The organism is Caldimonas sp., assembly GCF_046289365.1.
Lineage (GTDB): Bacteria > Pseudomonadota > Gammaproteobacteria > Burkholderiales > Burkholderiaceae_C > Caldimonas.
In genome coordinates, this window is the sequence record NZ_JBKBVU010000055.1 from 1 (window position 1) to 17,721 (window position 17,721).

Below are 17,721 nucleotides of genomic sequence, written 5' to 3' on the forward strand. Positions count from 1 at the left end.
CGCCGAGCCCGGCACCGGCCCGCGACAAGGCCGAGGCCGAGGCCGCCAGGGCCCGGGCCCTGCTCGAAGGCCGTCCATCCGCACAGGCCGAGGAGGCGGCGGCACGCTACGTGGTGCAGGTGGGCGCCTACAGCGAGACGGCCAGTGCCCGCGAGGTGCGTGCCAAGGTCGAGAAGCTCGGATTCAAGACCTACACACAGGTGGTCGACACGGCGGCGGGGCAGCGCATCCGCGTGCGGGTGGGCCCGTTTGCCTCACGGGACAAGGCCCAGCAGGCGGCCGATAGGCTCAAGGCCGCCGGCCTGCCCGGGGCAGTGCTCACGCTGTAAGCCATGGACGCCATCGGCTGGGTCGACATCGCCCTCGTCACGCTGCTGCTGGTATCGGTGGTGCTGGGCCTCGTGCGTGGCTTGGTTTTCGAGGTGCTGGCCCTGGCCGGATGGGTGGTGGCCTTCTTTGCCGCGCAGTGGATCACGCCGCAGTGGAGCACGGCCGTGCCCATCGGCACCCCCGGGTCGATGGTGAACCACGTCAGCACCTTTGCGATCGTCTTCGTGGCCACGCTGTTCGTTTGGGGCTTGCTGGCCTGGCTGGTCAAGAAGCTGGTCCATGCCAGTGCGCTCAGCCTGCTTGACCGGCTCATGGGAGCCGCCTTCGGCCTGGTGCGTGGCGTGCTGATCGCCCTGGTGGTTACCCTGCTCGTGACCTGGACGCCACTGGCGCGCAGCGAACCCTGGCGTGCATCGCATGGGGCGGCGCTGCTGCAGCAGATGCTCCAAGGTCTCAAGCCCCTCATGCCCCGCGAGCTGGCCGACCGGCTCGCGCCCCGTTGAATTGTCTGGAAGGTAAACCATGTGCGGCATCGTGGGCGTCATCTCGAAGGCGCCGGTCAACCAGCTCATCTACGACGCGCTGCTGTTGCTTCAGCACCGCGGCCAGGACGCGGCGGGCATCGTCACGGCGATGGACACCAAGTTTTTCATGCACAAGGCGCGTGGCATGGTGCGCGATGTCTTCCGCACCCGCAACATGCGCGCGCTGCCCGGCAGCGTCGGGTTGGGCCAGGTGCGCTACCCCACGGCCGGCAACGCCTACAGCGAAGAAGAAGCGCAACCCTTTTACGTGAATGCGCCTTTCGGCCTGGTGCTCGTGCACAACGGCAACCTCACCAATGCCCATGCGCTGCGCAAGGAGCTCTTTGCGATCGACCGGCGCCACCTCAACACCGAGAGCGACTCCGAGGTGCTGCTCAACGTGCTGGCCCATGAGCTGGAGCTGGCCGCGCGCGACCTGCCCCTCACGCCGGAGGAGGTCTTCAAGGCCGTGCGCGGCGTACACAAGCGCATCAAGGGTTCGTATGCGGTGGTCTGCCTGATCGCCGGCTATGGTCTGCTGGCCTTCCGTGACCCTTACGGCATCCGCCCGCTGTGCTACGGTCAGGCCGATCTGCCCGAGGGCCCCGAGGTGATGGTGGCCAGCGAGTCGGTGGCGCTGGAAGGCACGGGCCACCGCTTCATCCGCGACGTGGCGCCGGGCGAGGCGATCTTCATCGACCTGGACGGCCGAGTACACGCACAGCAATGCGCCGAGCATCCCAGTCTGACCCCCTGCGTCTTCGAGTTCGTCTATCTGGCCCGTCCGGACTCCGTCATCGACGGCATTTCGGTCTACCAAGCCCGGCTCAACATGGGTGAGACGCTCGCCCAGCGAGTCATCTCGACCATGCCGCCCAGCGAGATCGACGTGGTGATCCCGATTCCGGAATCCAGCCGACCGTCGGCGATGCAACTGGCACAGAAGATCGGCAAGCCCTACCGAGAAGGTTTCGTGAAGAACCGCTACGTGGGGCGTACCTTCATCATGCCGGGGCAGGCCGTGCGCCGCAAATCCGTGCGCCAGAAGCTCAATGCAATGCCTCAGGAGTTCAAGGGGCGCAACGTGCTGCTGGTGGACGACTCCATCGTGCGTGGCAACACCTCGCGCGAGATCGTGCAGATGGCGCGCGAGGCCGGAGCGCGCAGGGTCTACATGGCCTCGGCAGCACCGCCGGTGCGCTATCCCAATGTCTACGGCATCGACATGCCCACCAAGAGCGAGCTGATCGCGCATGGCCGCAGCATCGAGGAGATCCGCGAATTCATCGGCGCCGACGCGCTGATCTACCAGGACGTGGCGGCCATGAAGAAGGCCGTGGGCTCGCTCAACACCGGCATCGACGGCCTGGAAGCCTCGTGTTTCGACGGCCACTACATCACCGGCGACGTGAGTGCCGAGGACTTCGCCGCCATCGAGACCCAGCGCACCTCGCAAGGCGAGGAAGAGGAACCCGGCCGTACCCGCCTGGCGCTGCAAAGCGCGGGCGATGCCTGAAGGAGGGGTGATGAGCGACAAGCCCGGCATCCCCCGCGTGGACCTGCCCGCCGATGCCCGCCTGGACACCCTGGCGGTGCGTGAGGGCCTGCCCGCCACGCCCTGGGGGGAGAACTCCGAGGCGCTCTTCCTCACCAGCAGCTTCGTGCACCCGGACGCCGCCACCGCGGCCGCGCGTTTCGCCAACGAGGAAGAGGCCTTCGTCTATACCCGCTTTACCAACCCCACCACGATGATGATGGAGCGGCGTCTGGCGGCCCTGGAAGGGGCGCAGGCCTGCATCGCCACCTCCAGCGGCATGGCGGCCATCCTGTTGCTCGTGATGGGCCTGCTCAAGGCGGGCGACCACATCATCTGCTCGCAAAGCGTCTTCGGCTCGACCATCAAGCTGCTGGGCGGCGAGATGGCCAAGTTCGGTGTCGAGACCACCTTCGTCTCGCAGACCGACGTGACCCAGTGGCGTGCGGCGCTCAAGCCCAACACGAAGCTGCTGTTTGCCGAGACGCCCACGAACCCGCTCACCGAGGCCTGCGACATCGCCGCGCTGGCCGAGATCGCCCACGGTGCCGGCGCCTGGCTGGCCGTGGACAATTGCTTCTGTTCGCCGGCCCTGCAGCAGCCCATCCAGTGGGGTGCCGACTTCGTCATCCACTCCGGCACCAAGTACCTCGATGGCCAGGGCCGCGTGATCGCCGGGGCCGTGTGCGGACCCCAGGCCGAGATCGAGGGCAAGCTCGTACCCTTGATGCGCAGCGCCGGCATGTGCCTGTCGCCCTTCAACGCCTGGGTGGTGCTCAAGGGGCTGGAGACGCTGTCCATCCGCATGAAGGCGCAGAGCGAGCGGGCCCTGGCGCTGGCGCAATGGCTGGAGACGCACCCGCAGGTCGAGCGCGTCTACTATCCCGGCCTGGCCTCGCATCCGCAGCACGAGCTGGCGATGCGCCAGCAGAACGGGCTGGGCGGGGCGGTGCTGTCCTTCATCGTGAAAGGCCAAGCCCAGGGCGGGCCCGAACGGGCACGCCGCAACGCCTTTCACGTGATCGACAGCACCCGCATCTGCTCGATCACCGCCAACCTCGGCGACACCAAGACCACCATCACCCATCCGTCCAGCACCTCGCACGGACGCCTGAGCGAAGACCAGCGCCTGGCGGCCGGCATCACCCAGGGCCTGATCCGCGTGGCTGTGGGCCTGGACGATGTCGAAGACCTGAAGGCCGACCTGCTGCGCGGCCTGGACACTCTGACCGCATGACCCAAGTCCGCACCCGCTTCGCCCCGTCCCCGACGGGCTTCATCCACCTGGGCAACATCCGCTCGGCACTCTACCCCTGGGCCTTCGCGCGGGCCAACCAAGGTGTGTTCATCCTGCGCATCGAGGACACCGATCTCGAGCGCTCCTCCCAGGCTGCTGTCGATGTCATTCTCGAAGGGATGAAATGGCTGGGTCTGGACCCGGACGAAGGTCCGTACTTCCAGATGCAGCGCATGGACCGTTACAAGGCCGTGATCTCGCAGATGCTGGAACAGGGCCTAGCCTACCGCTGCTACATGACCCCGGCCGAGCTGGACGCGCTGCGCGAGCGCCAGATGGCCGCCAAGCAAAAACCCCGCTACGACGGCACCTGGCGCCCCGAGCCCGGCAAGACTCTGCCGCCCGTGCCCGAGGGGGTGCAACCGGTGATCCGGTTCAAGAACCCCATCGGTGGAGCCGTGGTGTGGGACGACAAGGTCAAGGGCCGCATCTCGATCAGCAACGACGAGCTCGACGACCTGGTGATCGCCCGGCCCGACGGGACGCCGACCTACAACTTCTGCGTGGTGGTGGACGACATCGACATGGGCATCACCCATGTCATCCGTGGCGACGACCATGTGAACAACACGCCGCGCCAGATCAACATCTTCCGTGCGCTCGGCCAGGAGCCGCCGGTCTATGCCCATCTGCCCACCGTGCTGAACGAGCAGGGCGAGAAGATGAGCAAACGCAACGGCGCCAAGCCCGTGACGCAGTACCGCGACGAAGGCTACCTGCCCGACGCGATGATCAACTACCTCGCGCGCCTGGGCTGGAGCCATGGCGACGACGAGATCTTCACGCGCGAACAGTTCCTGCAGTGGTTCGACCTCGACCACCTGGGCAAGAGTGCCGGCCAGTTCGACGAGGCCAAGCTGCGCTGGGTGAATGCGCAGCACCTCAAGATGACCGAGGACGTGAAACTCGTGCCGCTGGTGCGTGAGCGGCTCGCGCGCCTGGGCTTGCATGCCGGCGATGATGCGGCCCTGGCCCGCATGTGCGGGCTCTTCAAGGACCGTTGCAGCACCACGGTGGAACTGGCGCAGTGGCTGGCGATGTACTTTGCGCCGGTGCAACCCGCTCCCGAAGACCTGGCCGCCCACGTGACCGAGGCCGTGAAGCCCGCGCTGCAAACCCTGCGCGACAAGCTCACCACGGTGGCGTGGGAGAAGGCGGCCCTCCAACAGGCCATCAAGGACAGCATCGCCGCCCATGGCCTGAAGATGCCGCAACTGGCCATTCCCGTGCGCGTGCTGGTGTGCGGCCGGACCCAGACACCGTCGATCGATGCGGTGCTCGAACTCTTCGATCGTGAGACCGTGCTCGAGCGCTTGCACATCTGAGAATTTTCGTTATATACTTTCGGTCTCGCTTGAACGGCGCGACGCAAACAGAAATCAGCAATGGTTTCTGGCACCTCGATGGGGGTATAGCTCAGCTGGGAGAGCGCTTGCATGGCATGCAAGAGGTCAGCGGTTCGATCCCGCTTACCTCCACCAACTATGGTGGCGCGCGGTTCAAGTCGGCGAAGATTTCAGTCCCCTTCGTCTAGAGGCCTAGGACACGACCCTTTCACGGTTGTAACAGGGGTTCGAATCCCCTAGGGGACGCCAAGTTTGGCGGTGCTTGTCGCAGCAATGCGAGAAACCCGCTACCGACGCGGAGTGGTAGTTCAGTCGGTTAGAATACCGGCCTGTCACGCCGGGGGTCGCGGGTTCGAGTCCCGTCCACTCCGCCAAATCATCCAAGCGGGGCAATCACCGAGAGGTGGTTGCCCCGTTTGCTTTCGCAGGTCGTCGCACAACCGCGGCGTGCAACATGCTCCGGCGTGAGGGGGGAAGCCTCATCATGCGGGTCGATGGCTCCCTCATGAACCCTGCTGAGCTCCTCTTGCGCTACCTGAAGGCCTACGAAGCCAAGGACCTGCGCACCATTGAAACCCTGCTGGCCGATGCGGTGCGGCTACAGGACTGGAATCTCACCGCTGTGGGCAAGTCGGCGGTCCTCGCGGAGACCCGGAAGAACTTCGACGATGCCAAGCAGTTGGACATCGAGATCGTGCGCGTGTACGGGGCTGGCCGCCATGCGGCGGCCGAGCTTCGCATCGTCGTAAACGAGACCATCGAGCTGAATGTGGTGGATGTCATCTCGCTCGACGAGCAGGGCAAGGTGGACACCATCCGCGCCTACAAAGGCTAGGCAGTGTCCGACCGCCCCATGGGAGGACTCACTGCCGCGTGAAGCAGCCCTGGTTCGAGAGCGTGGCCAGGCTGGATTCGACGGCGGCCAGCGTGGGCAGGATCGACGGTGTCTGATCGCCCAGCAGGCACAGGACCGTTTCGCTCTTCTTGCCCCAGACCACGGCGGAGCGGGTGCCGGTGATGGTCGTGAACTCGCCCCAGTTCGCGGCCACCCGTTCGTTCGACCCCGAGCGCGAGAAGACGACGTCTCCCAGGCGCGACGGCCCGGTCAGGGTGCCCGGACTCGTGCAGCTCGTGTTCGGGTAGGACACCACGCCCTGCGAGTAGGCGATGCTGGTGCTGGTCAGGGCCACCGCGCGCACCAGGCGCTTGAACGATTGCCCCCCGGCGGCGGTACAGCCGTTTTCGAGCCAATCCCCGACCAATCCGGGCACACCGGCGGTCAGCGGCGTGCCACCGTTCGGCGGGGGTTCGTTGTCGTCGTCGTTGTCTCCGCCGCCTCCGCCGCAGGCGATGAGCCCCGAGACCAGCAGCGCGAGACTGGCGCGTTTGCACGACTGAATTGCGTTCATGGTTGCCTTCCTATCGGTGGTGTTCGGTATGTCAGGCCCTGGGCCTGGTGAGCGAGTCCTCATGCTAGGAACGGGCTTGCGTGCGGTGTACTGCCCGCAGGGGCAGGGTGTTCGTTTTGCGCGACTGCCCGAAAGGGCAGTTCGATGGGTCGTGGGCCGGGCCACAATGCGGGGTGTCGGATGCCCGAAGAAGTGAGGACCGGTCCGGGATGAAGCTGCTGCTGGTCGATGACCATCCCCTGTTCGGCGTGGGCTTTGCCCACGCGCTGACCCAGGCTCGCGAGGGCCTCTCGGTCGTGACCGCTCTGACGCTGCAGCAGGGGCTGGCCGCGGCCGCCTCTCTCCCGGATCTGGACGTGGTGCTGATCGATTACCGCCTGGCCGGTGACGATGGCCTGGAGGGGCTGCGCCGTTTTGGTTCGGCACACCCTCTGGTGGCTCGCGTGCTGATCTCGGGCCTGGAAGAGCCCTCGCTGTTGCAGCGGGCGCGTCTGGCGGGCGCGGCAGGCTTCCTGGGAAAGTCACTGACGATCGATCAGATGCTCTCGGCGCTGGACTGCGTCTGCCAGGGGGGCGAATGCTTCGATGTGAAGCCCTCGAAAGGGCATGACAAGGGACTGACTCCGACGGCACGGCAACTCGAGGTCCTGCGCCTGCTGGTCCAGGGCCTGCCGAACAAGCGCATTGCCTTGGAGCTGGGCATTGCCGAACGGACCGTGAAGCTGCACGTGACGGCCTTGCTCGACATGCTTGGCGCGCGCAATCGCACGCACCTGCTGGTGCGTGCCCGTGAAACAGGCTTGATTTAGATGGAGAGCCTCATCCCCACGAGACCGGCACCACGGCAGGTGACCGAGGAGGACGCGGAGCAACTGGATCGATTGGTGCGGACGACTCCCTGGGCCTGGCTGCTCAGCACGGTGGGCGCAGTCCTGTGCTACCTGCAGTATGTGGATCGTTCGGACCATGCGCTTCTCACGGCCTGGCTGGTGGCGTTCTGCGCGGTGAGTGCGGGCCGACTGGTGGCTTCGCTGGTGGTGATGTCGGCTTCGCCGCTGCCGCGTCGTTCGCATGCCTGGATGGATGGGTGGCTGACCAGCACCTGGATCCACGCCCTGCAATGGGGAATGCTGCCACTGGTGGTGTGGACGCCGGGCCCTCCCGAGGCAGAGGCCATTCTCCACATGACGCTGGCTGCGATCGCGATGGGCGGTGCGGTGCGGCTCCCGGGCTTCTTCCGGACGCTGGTGGGGCATGTGGCCTGCGTCCTGGGCCCGCTGGTGCTGCGGGATCTGCTGATGGGCAATACATCCCAGTGGCTGATGGCGATGATGGCCTTTCTCATCGGCGTGTATGCCGTCATCAGCGGGCGCAATCAGTCGCGATCGCTGCAGGAGATCCTGGCGCAGCGAGAGCGCAATGCGCAGCTCATCGAGGCCCTGCGGCAGGAGAACGCACGCAGCGAAGCGGCCCGCCAGGCGGCGGAGGCGGCCAGCGCCGCACGCTCCCGCTTCTTTGCAGCGGCCAACCACGACCTGCGCCAGCCGCTGCATGCCATGGCCCTGCTGGCACAGACGTTGCACGGCCGGGGCGCGACGGTCCATGTGACCGAGGTCGCGCGGCATCTCGTCGACTGTGTGGAAGGCATGGCCGAGGTGGTGGATGACCTGCTGGAGATCACACGGCTGGATGTGGGGCAGCTTCAGCCGCAATGGTCGGTTTTCGACCTGCGCTCGATGCTGGAGGAATGCAGCCGCCCGTACGAGGCGATGGCGAGGGAAAAAGGGCTCGCTTTCGAGTTTTCCGCTGAATCGCTGAACGTGCGCAGCGATCGTGCGCTCCTGACGCGGGTAGTGTCCAACCTGCTGTCCAACGCCATCCGCTACACGCCGGCAGGGGCCGTGCGCCTGAAGGCTTGCGCACAAGGGGAGCGGGTCGATGTGCGCGTGGAGGACACCGGCATCGGCATCGCTGCTGAGCATCTGCCGCGCATCTTCGAGGAGTTCTACCAGGTGGGCAACCCGGCGAGGGATCGGCGCCTGGGCCTCGGCCTGGGACTGGCCACGGTCAAGAGGCTGGGCGAGTTGCTGGGCTTGTCCGTCTCGGTGGATTCCGCGACCGGGCGGGGGAGTGTCTTTGTCCTCAAGCTGCCCCTGGCCGCACAGGTGTCGATCACCGGCCGCGATGAGGATCCCTCACCTGTTTCTTCGCAGCCGTTGGTGAGCCAACGCAGGATCCTGGTGGTCGAGGACGACGCCGATTCCCGGACTGCACTGGTCGGCCTGTTGGAGTCCTGGGGGTGCGATGTGCGCGGGGTGTCGGGACTGGCTGAGGCACTGAAGCTGGTGAGTTCAGGCTATGAGCCGGAGGCGTTGATCGCCGATCTGCGGCTGGCCGATGGCGCCAGCGGCATCGAAGCCGTGCGCGTGCTGCGTGCGACGCTGGCGCGCGATCTCCCCGCCGTCATCGTGACCGGCGATGCTGGCAGTGACCACGTCCAGGCCGCGGGTGCGGCGGGCCTGAGCGTGGCGCTCAAGCCCGTGAGGGCCCGGCAACTGCGGGCCTTCCTCCATCAGGCCCTGACGACGTCTTGACGGATGGCCTGCCCGAAAGGGCTGTTGCCCGCTGGATGAGTGCACCCTAGCATGACCGCAGGAACAGAACAGCCCGGCGCACACGCCCTCTGACGACAACAGGTTCTCTCTCATGCCTTCACATGCAGCCATGCGGGCGGATGCCCTGGCCGACTGGCGTCGCCAGGGCACCTTCTTCCTCTGGCGGAGCCGGCGCATCTTCGTGGCCAGCGCCGGAGCGGGGTCCACGATGCTGCTGATCCACGGGTACCCGACGGCGTCCTACGACTGGCACCGCCTGTGGCGACCCCTCGCCTCCCGGTTTCGGGTGCTGGCGCCGGACCTGCTCGGGCTGGGCTTTTCCGACAAGCCTTCGGGGCATGCCTACCGCATCGCCGACCATGCCGACATGATCGAGGATCTGCTGTCCCACACGGGGCTACGGCAGGTGCACGTGGTGGCACACGATCTGGGCGTCAGCGTGGCGCAGGAACTTCTCGCGCGCCAGTTGGAGGGGCAGACCGAGTATCAGATCCGTTCGCTTGTGCTGCTCAATGGCGGACTGTGCCCCGAGGCCTACCACCCCCGCCCGATACAGCGCCTGCTGGCGTCACCGCTGGGGCCGTGGTTGGGGCCGCGCATGCCGCGGCGGGCCGTCGAGCGGGCGATCCGATCGCTGTTCGCGCCGGGACGTCCGCCTTCGGCCGAGCTTCTCGACCACTTCTGGCAATTGATCACGCACAACGAGGGTCTCCAAGTCGCCCATGCGGCAGGACGCTTCTGGGTGGACCGCCTGGAGCATCGCGACCGACTCGTCGAGCCGCTGCTGTCGCGGGCGGTGCCCTGCCGGCTGATCAACGGCTCGGTGGATCCCAACTCGGGCGATCACATGGCCCGGCGATACCGGGCCCTGGTCCCCCAGGCCGACATCGTGAGTCTGCCGGACGTGGGGCATTGGCCGCAGATCGAGGCGCCAGAGTTGGTGATCGAGTCGCTGCTGGAGTTCGTGGGGCGGCATGAGCAGGGGGCCCACCAGGGGGCGCCGAGGGTGCCGAGGCCGCAATGCGCCTGAAGCTCATCGAATTCGAAAGGGTCTCTCCCATGCGTCTCGCAGCAACTTTCGTGGCATGGATGACGGCAGTCCTGCTTCATGCCCCGGCGTTTGCCCTCGGAGCCATCCTGCATCTGCAGGGGGAGGTCGGAGACCGGGAGGCCTATTTCGCCGATGTCAGCGCCATCAGCAACCGCACTCCGGTGTCGGACATCCTCGGGCCGAGGCTCATCTATGAGATTCCGGTGACGGCCGTCTATGAGCACGCCAGCAAGCCGGAATGGGTGTTCATGCACCTGCAGTTCGATTGCCCGGCGCCCGTCTCCATGGACCTGAAAAAGATGAAAGCGGTGGAGAACCTGGACAAGGTCCAGGCCGGCGACACGGTGAAGTTCCGCATCGGCCCCGGCAGCTACCAGGTGCCGCGCATCGATCTCCGACCGCGGCCGCTGCCCGCGAGCGACTGGCGGTCGAGCAGCGCGCCGATGTTGAGCCGGGCCGCGGCGATCGCCTGCAACTCGATCGACTTCGGCCAGGCCGTTCGCAAGGCGGTGTCCCGCCGGGACGACTTCGACCACGACGCCTTCGGCAAGGAGATCCACGCGACGCTTCGCCTGCCCGCCGATCTCCAGCTCGTCGGCCTCACGCTGGCATCCGAGTTCCTGGATTTCGCCTGGACCGTCCTGTGGTGGGAAACGGTGCTCGAAGGCAAGCGACCTAATCCCAGCGGCAAGTGGACGCAGAAGGCTTCCCAGGCCGACAAGGAGGCCGCCGTCAGGAAGATCCGCAGCGAGTACGACAAGATCGCGCCGCAGGTGACCGCGGCACGCAAGAGCCTCAGCGAAGGCATCGCGCGGATGGACGCCGAATTCGAGTTCCAGGACAGGGCGGCAGGCTGGAGGAAGGGACGCCAGCTCAACTCCTTCGAGGTGTCGATGAACCAGGTCTGGGTCGGCCGTCCCGAGCAGGAGGTGGTGAGCAAGATGGGAAGCCCCGGGCTGAACCAGGCTGGTGACACCCGCTTCCTGGCCTACACGAGGTATTTCGACAACCGGGGTTACGCCGTCCACCGGGGCAGCGGCGCCCTGGTGTCCGAGGGCATCTACGCCGAATGCCATGTGGAGTTTGTCACCCTGCAAGACAAGCAAGGCGTTTGGCGGGTGGCCGATGTGCGCGTACGTGCCGGCGGAAGCCACAACGGCATGGCCCGAGACCTGTGCCATGGCCTGACGCGCATTCCCGACTGACCGAGGACGACGAGTATGAATTCCCCATCGATCGTGGCGCTGGCGCTGGCGCTGGCAGTTCCAACCGCACTCGGTGCCAATGCAGACGGCTTCGATGTGCTGGCCGGCATCATGGACACCTCCAAGAGCGAAATCAATGCGAGACAAGCCATCCAGAGCAGCAAGCAGGGCTTCCAGGACAGCCATCATGTCAAGAAGTACCGTGAAGGCCATTGGCAGTTCTTCCAGGCCAAGTCTGCGGCCAAGCCGGGGGAGTTCTGCTCGGCGTTGTTCCTGAGGGAGGGCAAGGGGGTGGCGATCCTGGGTCCCGGCGGCAGCTACAAGGGCGCGCTGTTGATGCTGTTCAACACCCATGACAAGGCAGGGTTTCCTGCGGCAGCCCAACCCAGACCCATCGCCGTCACCTTGACGCAGGGGGCCGGCGCACCGGTGAACACGCGGGCGCTCAACTACAAGGTGGGCTCCTGGGAGACACCCGTCGTGGTGTTCGCCGTCCCGACCGTGGATGCGGCCTTGGCAGGCATGGAGGACAGGCTGGCGTTTCACCTCCAGCACGAAGGCAAGACGCTCGTGAACGTCGAGTGGCATTCGGGCATCAGGGCACGGGGAGAGATCCGCAAGTGCCTGTCGGGGGAGCCCTTCGGGAAGGAGTAGTCAGCCTTCGCGATCCAGTCCCCGGCGCAGTGCCTGCCTGGAATGCTGGCGTTCGGCCGATCGCCCCTTGCGATGCGCCCCCGCCTTGCGCTGCTGTGCCGGTGCCACTAGCGGGTTGCGGGGCTTGGGGGCGGGGATGTGCAGCTTGCGCTTGCGCTGCGAGGTCATGGCTTCGCCGTGGAATGCACCTGGTCGATCACCGTCTTGGCGGCACGGAAGCCTTCGATGGCAGCGGGAAAGCCGCAGTAGAGGGCCGAGTGCAGCAGCATCTCCTTCAGTTCCTCGACCGTGACGCCGTTGTTCAGCGCACCGCGCACGTGGCCTTCGAGTTCCTGGCGCTTGCCCAGGGCCACGAGCATGGCCACGGTGATCATGCTGCGCGTCTTCGGGTCCAGGCCGGGGCGGGGCCACACGGTGCCCCAGGCCAGCGAGGTGACGAGTTGCTGCAACTCGGCGTGGAAGTCGTCGGCATTGGCAAAGGCACGCTCGACGAAGTCAGGGCCCATCACGCGTCGGCGCATGGCCAGGCCGTCGCGAAAGGCATCGCGGCTGAGGTTGAGCGTGAGGTCGGCGGTGCTGGGGTCGGGGATGTGGCTCATGGTGCAAGGAAATCGGCGGCTCAGGGCGCCGATTCTCGCTCAGACCCTGAGGGCCCGACCTGGGGCTTTCCGCGCGGGATCAGGCCGGTGACGAGGGCGGTGCCCACCAGGACGCCGCCGGCCAGCATGGCCGACGTGACGGCTTCGTCCAGGAAGCCCCAGCCCCACAGCACCGCAAAGGCCGGGATCAGGATGGTCATGGTGATGGGATGGGTGGGCCCCACGCGGCCCATCAGTCGGAAGTAGAAGCAGAGGATGTAGGCCAGGCCCGTGCACACCAGGGCCACCGGGCCGATCGGGCCGGCGGCCAAGCGCATGAAGAGGAAGAACGCGCCCCAGAGGCGGCCAGGAGGACGAGTTCGGTGAGATCGCGGGGCTTCATGCGGCCAGCACCCGTTCGAGGCGAAGCAGCGCGACCTTGCGTTCCAGGCCGCCGGCGTAGCCGGTGAGGCGGCCGTCGCTGCCCACGATGCGGTGGCAGGGCACGAGGATGGACACCGGATTGCGTCCCACGGCCGCGCCCACGGCGCGCACGGCCTGCGGGCGGCCGATGCGTTCGGCCAGGCTGCGGTAGCTGAGCGTGTGCCCCTGGGGCACCTTCAGCAAGGCCCGCCAGACCTCGCGCTGGAAAGCAGTGCCATGCAGGTCCAGGGGCAGGTCACAGCGCAAGGTGCCGTTGCGCCAGTAGTCGGCCAGGATGGCTTCGACCGCTTGCAGCAATGGGTCGTCGTCACGCAGCGGCGCGTCCAGGGCCTCCGGGGTGTCCTTCTGACCTTCGGCGAACCACAGGCCGGCCAGGCCGGCGTCGGTGCGTGCCGCCCAGATCGTTCCGAGGGGGGAAGGCCAGAGGCGCTGCGCGGTGTAGGGGATGTTCACGGCGATGGTTGTGCAATGGGGTGGATGCGTCGATCTGTCCGTGCAGACGATAGCGGCGGCGAAGGGGCCTGGGCCGGGTCGAGCCAGGCCCATAGCCGGATCACGGCATAGGCCCGCCAGGGGCGCCAGGCCTCGGCCAGTTGCTCGGCTTCGCGTACCGAGCACGGGCGCCCCAGCCGCTGCGACAGGGCCTTGAGCACGGCCACGTCGCCAGGCGGGAAGGCGTCGGGCCAGCCCAGTGCGCGCATCGCGATGTAGTGGGCCGTCCACGGCCCAACACCGGGCAGGGCTTGCAGGGCCTGCACGGCGGCGGGGACCGGGTGGGGTGCGCCCCCGAGGGTCGGGGCCCGCAGCAGCGGGCTCAGCGTGGGCCAGGCCCGGGCCAGCGCACCGATCGCTACGGCCCGTTGGCGCACCAGGCCCAGGCGGCCCAGGGCCTCAGGTGCTGCCTCGGCCAGGCGCTCGGGCCGGGGAAAGCAGCGCCGCACCTCGGGCCAGGGACTCTCGAGGGTCTCGCCGTAGGCGTCGACCAGCCGGGTGGCCAGTGTGCGCGCAGCGGCCACCGTGACCTGCTGCCCCAGCACGGCACGCACGGCCAGCTCGAAGGGATCGAGCGCGCCGGGCAGGCGCATGCCGGGGTGGGGGAGGTCCTTCAGGCGGGCATCGACCTGCTCGGGTAGGGCGTCGAGGTCGAGCCAGCGGCGCACGGCCGGCAGCAAGGTGCTGCTGGCAGCCACCAGCGCAGGTGAGAGTTGAAGCTCGACCCGGGCGCGAGGCACATTGAAGCGCACGGCCAGCCAGCCGCTGAGCCAGCGGCCGTCCTGGGTGGGGTGGGGCCATTGCAGGCTGCGGCGCCAGCCCCCGGGTGCCGGCGCTTCGACACCGGGAAGGGCCCGCTGCGCCAGGAAGGCCCACAGTGCGGCCAGGTCGTGAGGCGGCCGGTAGGCCAGGCGCAGCACCGGCCCTTGGGGTTCGGGGGCCGCCAGGCGCTGGCGCCGCAGCTCGGTGGGCTGCAGGCGGTAGTGGTCGGCGAAGGTGGCGTGGAAGCGCCGCAGGCTGCCGAAACCGCTGGCCAGGGCCACGTCGGTCACTGGAAGGTCGGTGTCGGTGAGCAGCTGCTTGGCCAGCAGCAGGCGGCGGGTCTGCAGATACTGCAGCGGGGTGACCCCATGCTCGGCCTGGAAGATGCGGCGCAAGTGCCGGTCACTGATGCCCAGGCTTTGGGCCAGCCGGGACACGGGGGGCCCGTCAGGCAGGCCAGCCTGGGCGTCGAGCCAGGCAGCGGCCTGGCGGGCCAAGGTGCGCGAGGCATCCATCACCGTCCAGGCCAGGCGCTGGCCCGGTGCCACTTCCGGCCGGCATTTCAGGCAGGGACGGAAGCGCGCCGCCTCGGCCTGGGCTGCGCTTTCGAAAAAGCGGCAGTTGCGCTGCAGCGGCGTGCGCACGCGGCAGACCGGGCGACAGTAGATGCCCGTGGATGTCACGCCCACGAACAGGCAACCATCGAAGCGCGCATCGCGCGATTGCAAGGCGGCGTAGGCGGCATCGTGATCCAGCATGCGGCCATTATCGGCGTGTGAGGCGGCCGGGCTCGCCGTTTCCGGACATCTCGTCGAAGGCCCCGCCGACGCTCCCTACAATGGACGCTTCGATCAGACCGCAGCGAAGGAACTCCCGTGCAGCCAGCCGCATCGATCTTCAAGGCTTATGACATCCGTGGGATCGTCGGGACCACCCTGGACGAGACTGTGGCCGAGCACCTGGGCCGGGCCTTTGGCACGGAGGCGCGAGCGATCGGCGAAAAGGCGGTGGCGGTGGGCCGTGACGGGCGCGTGTCGGGCCCGTCGCTGTCGGCAGCGCTGATCCGGGGGCTGCGTTCCACGGGCGTCGATGTCATCGACCTGGGCGCCGTGACCACGCCGATGAGCTACTACGTGGCCGCCACGCGCGGCGACCAGGGCTGCCATTCCAGCATCCAGGTGACGGGCAGCCACAACCCGAAGGACTACAACGGCTTCAAGATGGTGCTGGCCGGGCGCGCCATTTACGGCGACGAGATCCAGGGCCTGCGCCGCCGCATGGAGGCCGAGGACTACGTGCAAGGCGAGGGCGCGCTGCAGAGGCTGGACGTGCTGCCCGAGTACACCCGGCGCATCGCGGGCGACGTGACGCTGGCCCGTCCGATGAAGATCGTCGTCGATTCCGGCAACGGCATCCCGGGCGCTTCGGCGCCGGGCATCCTGCGCGCCCTGGGCTGCGAGGTGATCGAGCTCTATTCCGAGGTGGACGGCGACTTCCCCAATCATCACCCCGACCCGTCCAAGCCCGAGAACTTGGCCGACCTGATCGCCGCCGTGCGCGAGCATGGGGCTGAGCTGGGCCTGGCGTTCGACGGCGACGGCGACCGCCTGGGGGTGGTCACGCGCGACGGCCACAACATCTACCCTGACCGCCAGATGATGCTCTTCGCGCGCGACATCCTGCAGCGCAACCCCGGCGCGACCATCATCTACGACGTCAAGTGCAGCCAGCGCCTGGCCCAGGTGATCCGCGAGGCCGGCGGCGTGCCGATGATGTGGAAGACCGGCCATTCGCTCGTCAAGGCCAAGCTGCGTGAAACCGGTGCACCCTTTGCCGGCGAGATGAGCGGACACGTCTTCTTCAAAGAACGCTGGTACGGCTTCGATGACGCCACCTACACGGCAGCACGGCTGCTGGAGATCCTGAGCCGCCATGAGGACCCGAGCGCCGTGCTCGATGCACTGCCCACCAGCCACAGCACGCCCGAGCTCAACATTGCCTGTGCCGAGGGTGAGCACCATCGCCTGATCGAGCAATTGCGCAAGACGGCCCGCTTCGAGGGCGCGCGCGAGGTGGTCGACATCGACGGCTTGCGCGCCGAGTACGACGATGGCTTCGGCCTGGTGCGGGCTTCCAACACCACGCCGGTGCTGGTGCTGCGCTTCGAGGGCCACACGCCCGAAGCCCTGGATCGCATCCGCGAGCAGTTCCTGGCTGCGGTGCGCCATGTGAAGCCCGATGCCCGCATCGGCGGGGCAGCGCATTGACCGAACCGGCGGTTCGCTGCTCCGAACGCTGGGCCCGGCAGGCCTATGCGGCAGCGATGTGGCTGCTGCAGCCGCTGTATCTGGCCCGGCTGTGGTGGCGCGCCCGCCATGAGCCGCTCTATCGACACCGGCTGGCCGAGCGCTTCGGCTGGTACGACGGCCCGCCGGTGTCTGCGGGGGCGGTGTGGCTGCATGCGGTCTCCCTGGGTGAGACGCGGGCGGCCGCGGGGCTGGTCCAGGCCCTGAGGGCGGCTCGCCCGGGGCTGCGCCTGCTGCTCACCCATGGCACGGCTACCGGACGCGAGGCCGGGCAGGCCCTGCTGCAGCCGGGCGACCGCCAAGTCTGGCTGCCGTACGACACGCCCGGCGCGGTCGCGCGTTTTCTGGCCCATCATCGCCCCGCCCTGGGTCTGTTGATGGAGACCGAGATCTGGCCCAACCTCCAGCATGCCGCTGCCCGCTTGGGCGTGCCAATGGTGCTGGTCAATGCCCGCCTGAGCGAACGCAGCCTGCGGCGCGGCCATCGTCTGGGCGCCCTGATGCGACCGGCGGCACGCAGCCTGCGGCTCGCGCTGGCGCAGACCGAGGACGACGCCGTGCGCCTGCGCGAGGCTGGTGTCGTGCGGGTCGAGGTATGCGGGAATCTGAAGTTCGATATGGCGCCACAACCCTCGTTGCTGGCCCTGGGACGTGCCTGGCGCTCGGCCTGGGAAGCGGGCTCACCGCGGCCGGTGGTCCTGGCGGCCAGCACGCGCGAGGGCGAGGAGGCTGCCTTGCTGCATGCCTGGCAGGCCTTGCCATGGCCGCGGCCGCTGCTGCTGCTGGTGCCGCGGCATCCGCAGCGCTTCAGGGAGGTGGCGGCCTTGGTGGAGTCGGCCGGACTGGGCCTCGTGCGGCGCTCGCAGTGGGGCACGGCGATGCCCGAGGCGGCGGTCGGCCGGGCCGACGTGTGCCTGGGCGACAGCCTGGGAGAGATGCCGGCGTACTATGCCGCGGCCGACGTGGCGCTGCTGGGCGGCAGCTTCGAGCCGCTGGGAGGGCAGAACCTGATCGAGGCTGCCGCCTGCTGCTGCCCCCTCGTGATGGGGCCTCACACTTTCAACTTCTCCGAGGCGGCCGAACTGGCCCTACAGGCGGGAGCGGCCTGCCGTGTCGAGACCCTGGCACAGGGCGTTCCCAGGGCGGCGGCCCTGGCGATTTCCGGCGCACAGCG

General features: G+C 67.7%; 19 protein-coding genes and 3 tRNA genes. 16 read left to right on the forward strand and 6 right to left on the reverse strand.

Features of this window, described 5'->3' with window-relative positions; translation table 11 throughout:
• From ACK42S_RS07715 to ACK42S_RS07755, 9 genes are all read left to right on the forward strand, one after another.
• The coding region (locus ACK42S_RS07715; protein ID WP_409705208.1) for an SPOR domain-containing protein at positions 1–329 on the forward strand (329 nt) is incomplete at its 5' end.
• A gap of 3 nt (positions 330–332) precedes the next feature.
• Positions 333–833, forward strand: a complete 501-nt coding sequence (locus ACK42S_RS07720; protein WP_409705211.1) for a CvpA family protein — start codon at positions 333–335, stop codon at positions 831–833.
• 19 nt (positions 834–852) lie between these two features.
• Positions 853–2,370, forward strand: coding sequence for an amidophosphoribosyltransferase (gene purF / locus ACK42S_RS07725; protein WP_409705214.1), 1,518 nt, complete (start codon positions 853–855; stop codon positions 2,368–2,370).
• Positions 2,371–2,380: 10 nt separating this feature from the next.
• Positions 2,381–3,625: an O-succinylhomoserine sulfhydrylase gene (locus tag ACK42S_RS07730; RefSeq protein ID WP_409705217.1), complete on the forward strand. Its 1,245-nt coding sequence runs from the start codon at positions 2,381–2,383 to the stop codon at positions 3,623–3,625.
• Entirely contained in the window at positions 3,622–5,010 is a 1,389-nt protein-coding gene (gene gltX, locus ACK42S_RS07735) for a glutamate--tRNA ligase (protein ID WP_409705220.1), read from the forward strand. Before ACK42S_RS07730 ends, gltX begins: the two co-directional genes overlap by 4 nt.
• Positions 5,011–5,090: 80 nt before the next feature.
• Positions 5,091–5,166 (forward strand) — tRNA-Ala (locus tag ACK42S_RS07740).
• A gap of 38 nt (positions 5,167–5,204) precedes the next feature.
• Positions 5,205–5,280 (forward strand) — tRNA-Glu (locus tag ACK42S_RS07745).
• A gap of 48 nt (positions 5,281–5,328) precedes the next feature.
• Positions 5,329–5,405: transfer RNA gene (locus tag ACK42S_RS07750), tRNA-Asp, on the forward strand.
• A 131-nt stretch (positions 5,406–5,536) separates the two neighbouring features.
• Entirely contained in the window at positions 5,537–5,866 is a 330-nt protein-coding gene (locus tag ACK42S_RS07755; RefSeq protein WP_409705223.1) for a nuclear transport factor 2 family protein, read from the forward strand.
• Positions 5,867–5,894: 28 nt separating this feature from the next.
• On the opposite strand, the gene ACK42S_RS07760 is transcribed toward ACK42S_RS07755, so the two are convergent.
• Complete coding sequence (locus ACK42S_RS07760) at positions 5,895–6,440, reverse strand: hypothetical protein (RefSeq protein ID WP_409705226.1); 546 nt, start codon at positions 6,438–6,440, stop codon at positions 5,895–5,897.
• Positions 6,441–6,649: 209 nt separating this feature from the next.
• Here ACK42S_RS07760 and ACK42S_RS07765 point away from each other — a divergent pair, with 209 nt between their 5' ends.
• The 5 genes from ACK42S_RS07765 (at position 6,650) to ACK42S_RS07785 (ending at position 11,965) form a co-directional block, all read left to right on the forward strand.
• Positions 6,650–7,249, forward strand: coding sequence for a response regulator transcription factor (locus ACK42S_RS07765; RefSeq protein WP_409705229.1), 600 nt, complete (start codon positions 6,650–6,652; stop codon positions 7,247–7,249).
• Positions 7,250–7,324: 75 nt separating this feature from the next.
• Positions 7,325–9,034 (forward strand): hybrid sensor histidine kinase/response regulator, encoded by a 1,710-nt coding sequence (locus ACK42S_RS07770; RefSeq protein WP_409705232.1) that lies wholly within the window; start codon positions 7,325–7,327, stop codon positions 9,032–9,034.
• Positions 9,035–9,146: 112 nt separating this feature from the next.
• Entirely contained in the window at positions 9,147–10,085 is a 939-nt protein-coding gene (locus tag ACK42S_RS07775; RefSeq protein ID WP_409705235.1) for an alpha/beta fold hydrolase, read from the forward strand.
• Positions 10,076–11,311, forward strand: coding sequence for a hypothetical protein (locus ACK42S_RS07780; protein ID WP_409705238.1), 1,236 nt, complete (start codon positions 10,076–10,078; stop codon positions 11,309–11,311). The genes ACK42S_RS07775 and ACK42S_RS07780 overlap by 10 nt, the downstream gene beginning before the upstream one ends.
• A 15-nt stretch (positions 11,312–11,326) precedes the next feature.
• Entirely contained in the window at positions 11,327–11,965 is a 639-nt protein-coding gene (locus ACK42S_RS07785; protein WP_409705240.1) for a hypothetical protein, read from the forward strand.
• On the opposite strand, the gene ACK42S_RS07790 is transcribed toward ACK42S_RS07785, so the two are convergent.
• From ACK42S_RS07790 to ACK42S_RS07810, 5 genes are all read right to left on the reverse strand, one after another.
• Positions 11,966–12,133 carry a hypothetical protein gene (locus ACK42S_RS07790; RefSeq protein ID WP_409705243.1) on the reverse strand — a complete coding sequence of 56 codons (168 nt, stop codon included), beginning with the start codon at positions 12,131–12,133 and terminating at the stop codon, positions 11,966–11,968.
• Complete coding sequence (locus ACK42S_RS07795) at positions 12,130–12,564, reverse strand: carboxymuconolactone decarboxylase family protein (protein WP_409705246.1); 435 nt, start codon at positions 12,562–12,564, stop codon at positions 12,130–12,132. Before ACK42S_RS07795 ends, ACK42S_RS07790 begins: the two co-directional genes overlap by 4 nt.
• 20 nt (positions 12,565–12,584) lie before the next feature.
• Positions 12,585–12,881, reverse strand: a complete 297-nt coding sequence (locus tag ACK42S_RS07800) for a hypothetical protein (RefSeq protein ID WP_409705249.1) — start codon at positions 12,879–12,881, stop codon at positions 12,585–12,587.
• 61 nt (positions 12,882–12,942) lie between these two features.
• On the reverse strand, positions 12,943–13,446 hold the full coding sequence (locus ACK42S_RS07805) for a methylated-DNA--[protein]-cysteine S-methyltransferase (RefSeq protein WP_409705261.1): 504 nt from the start codon (positions 13,444–13,446) through the stop codon (positions 12,943–12,945).
• Positions 13,437–14,999, reverse strand: a complete 1,563-nt coding sequence (locus tag ACK42S_RS07810) for a DNA-3-methyladenine glycosylase 2 family protein (RefSeq protein ID WP_409705252.1) — start codon at positions 14,997–14,999, stop codon at positions 13,437–13,439. Before ACK42S_RS07810 ends, ACK42S_RS07805 begins: the two co-directional genes overlap by 10 nt.
• 117 nt (positions 15,000–15,116) lie before the next feature.
• Between ACK42S_RS07810 and ACK42S_RS07815 the strand changes: the two genes are divergently transcribed.
• Complete coding sequence (locus ACK42S_RS07815) at positions 15,117–16,508, forward strand: phosphomannomutase/phosphoglucomutase (RefSeq protein ID WP_409705255.1); 1,392 nt, start codon at positions 15,117–15,119, stop codon at positions 16,506–16,508.
• A 56-nt stretch (positions 16,509–16,564) separates the two neighbouring features.
• On the forward strand, positions 16,565–17,721 hold a 1,157-nt coding region (locus ACK42S_RS07820), incomplete at its 3' end, for a 3-deoxy-D-manno-octulosonic acid transferase (RefSeq protein ID WP_409705258.1).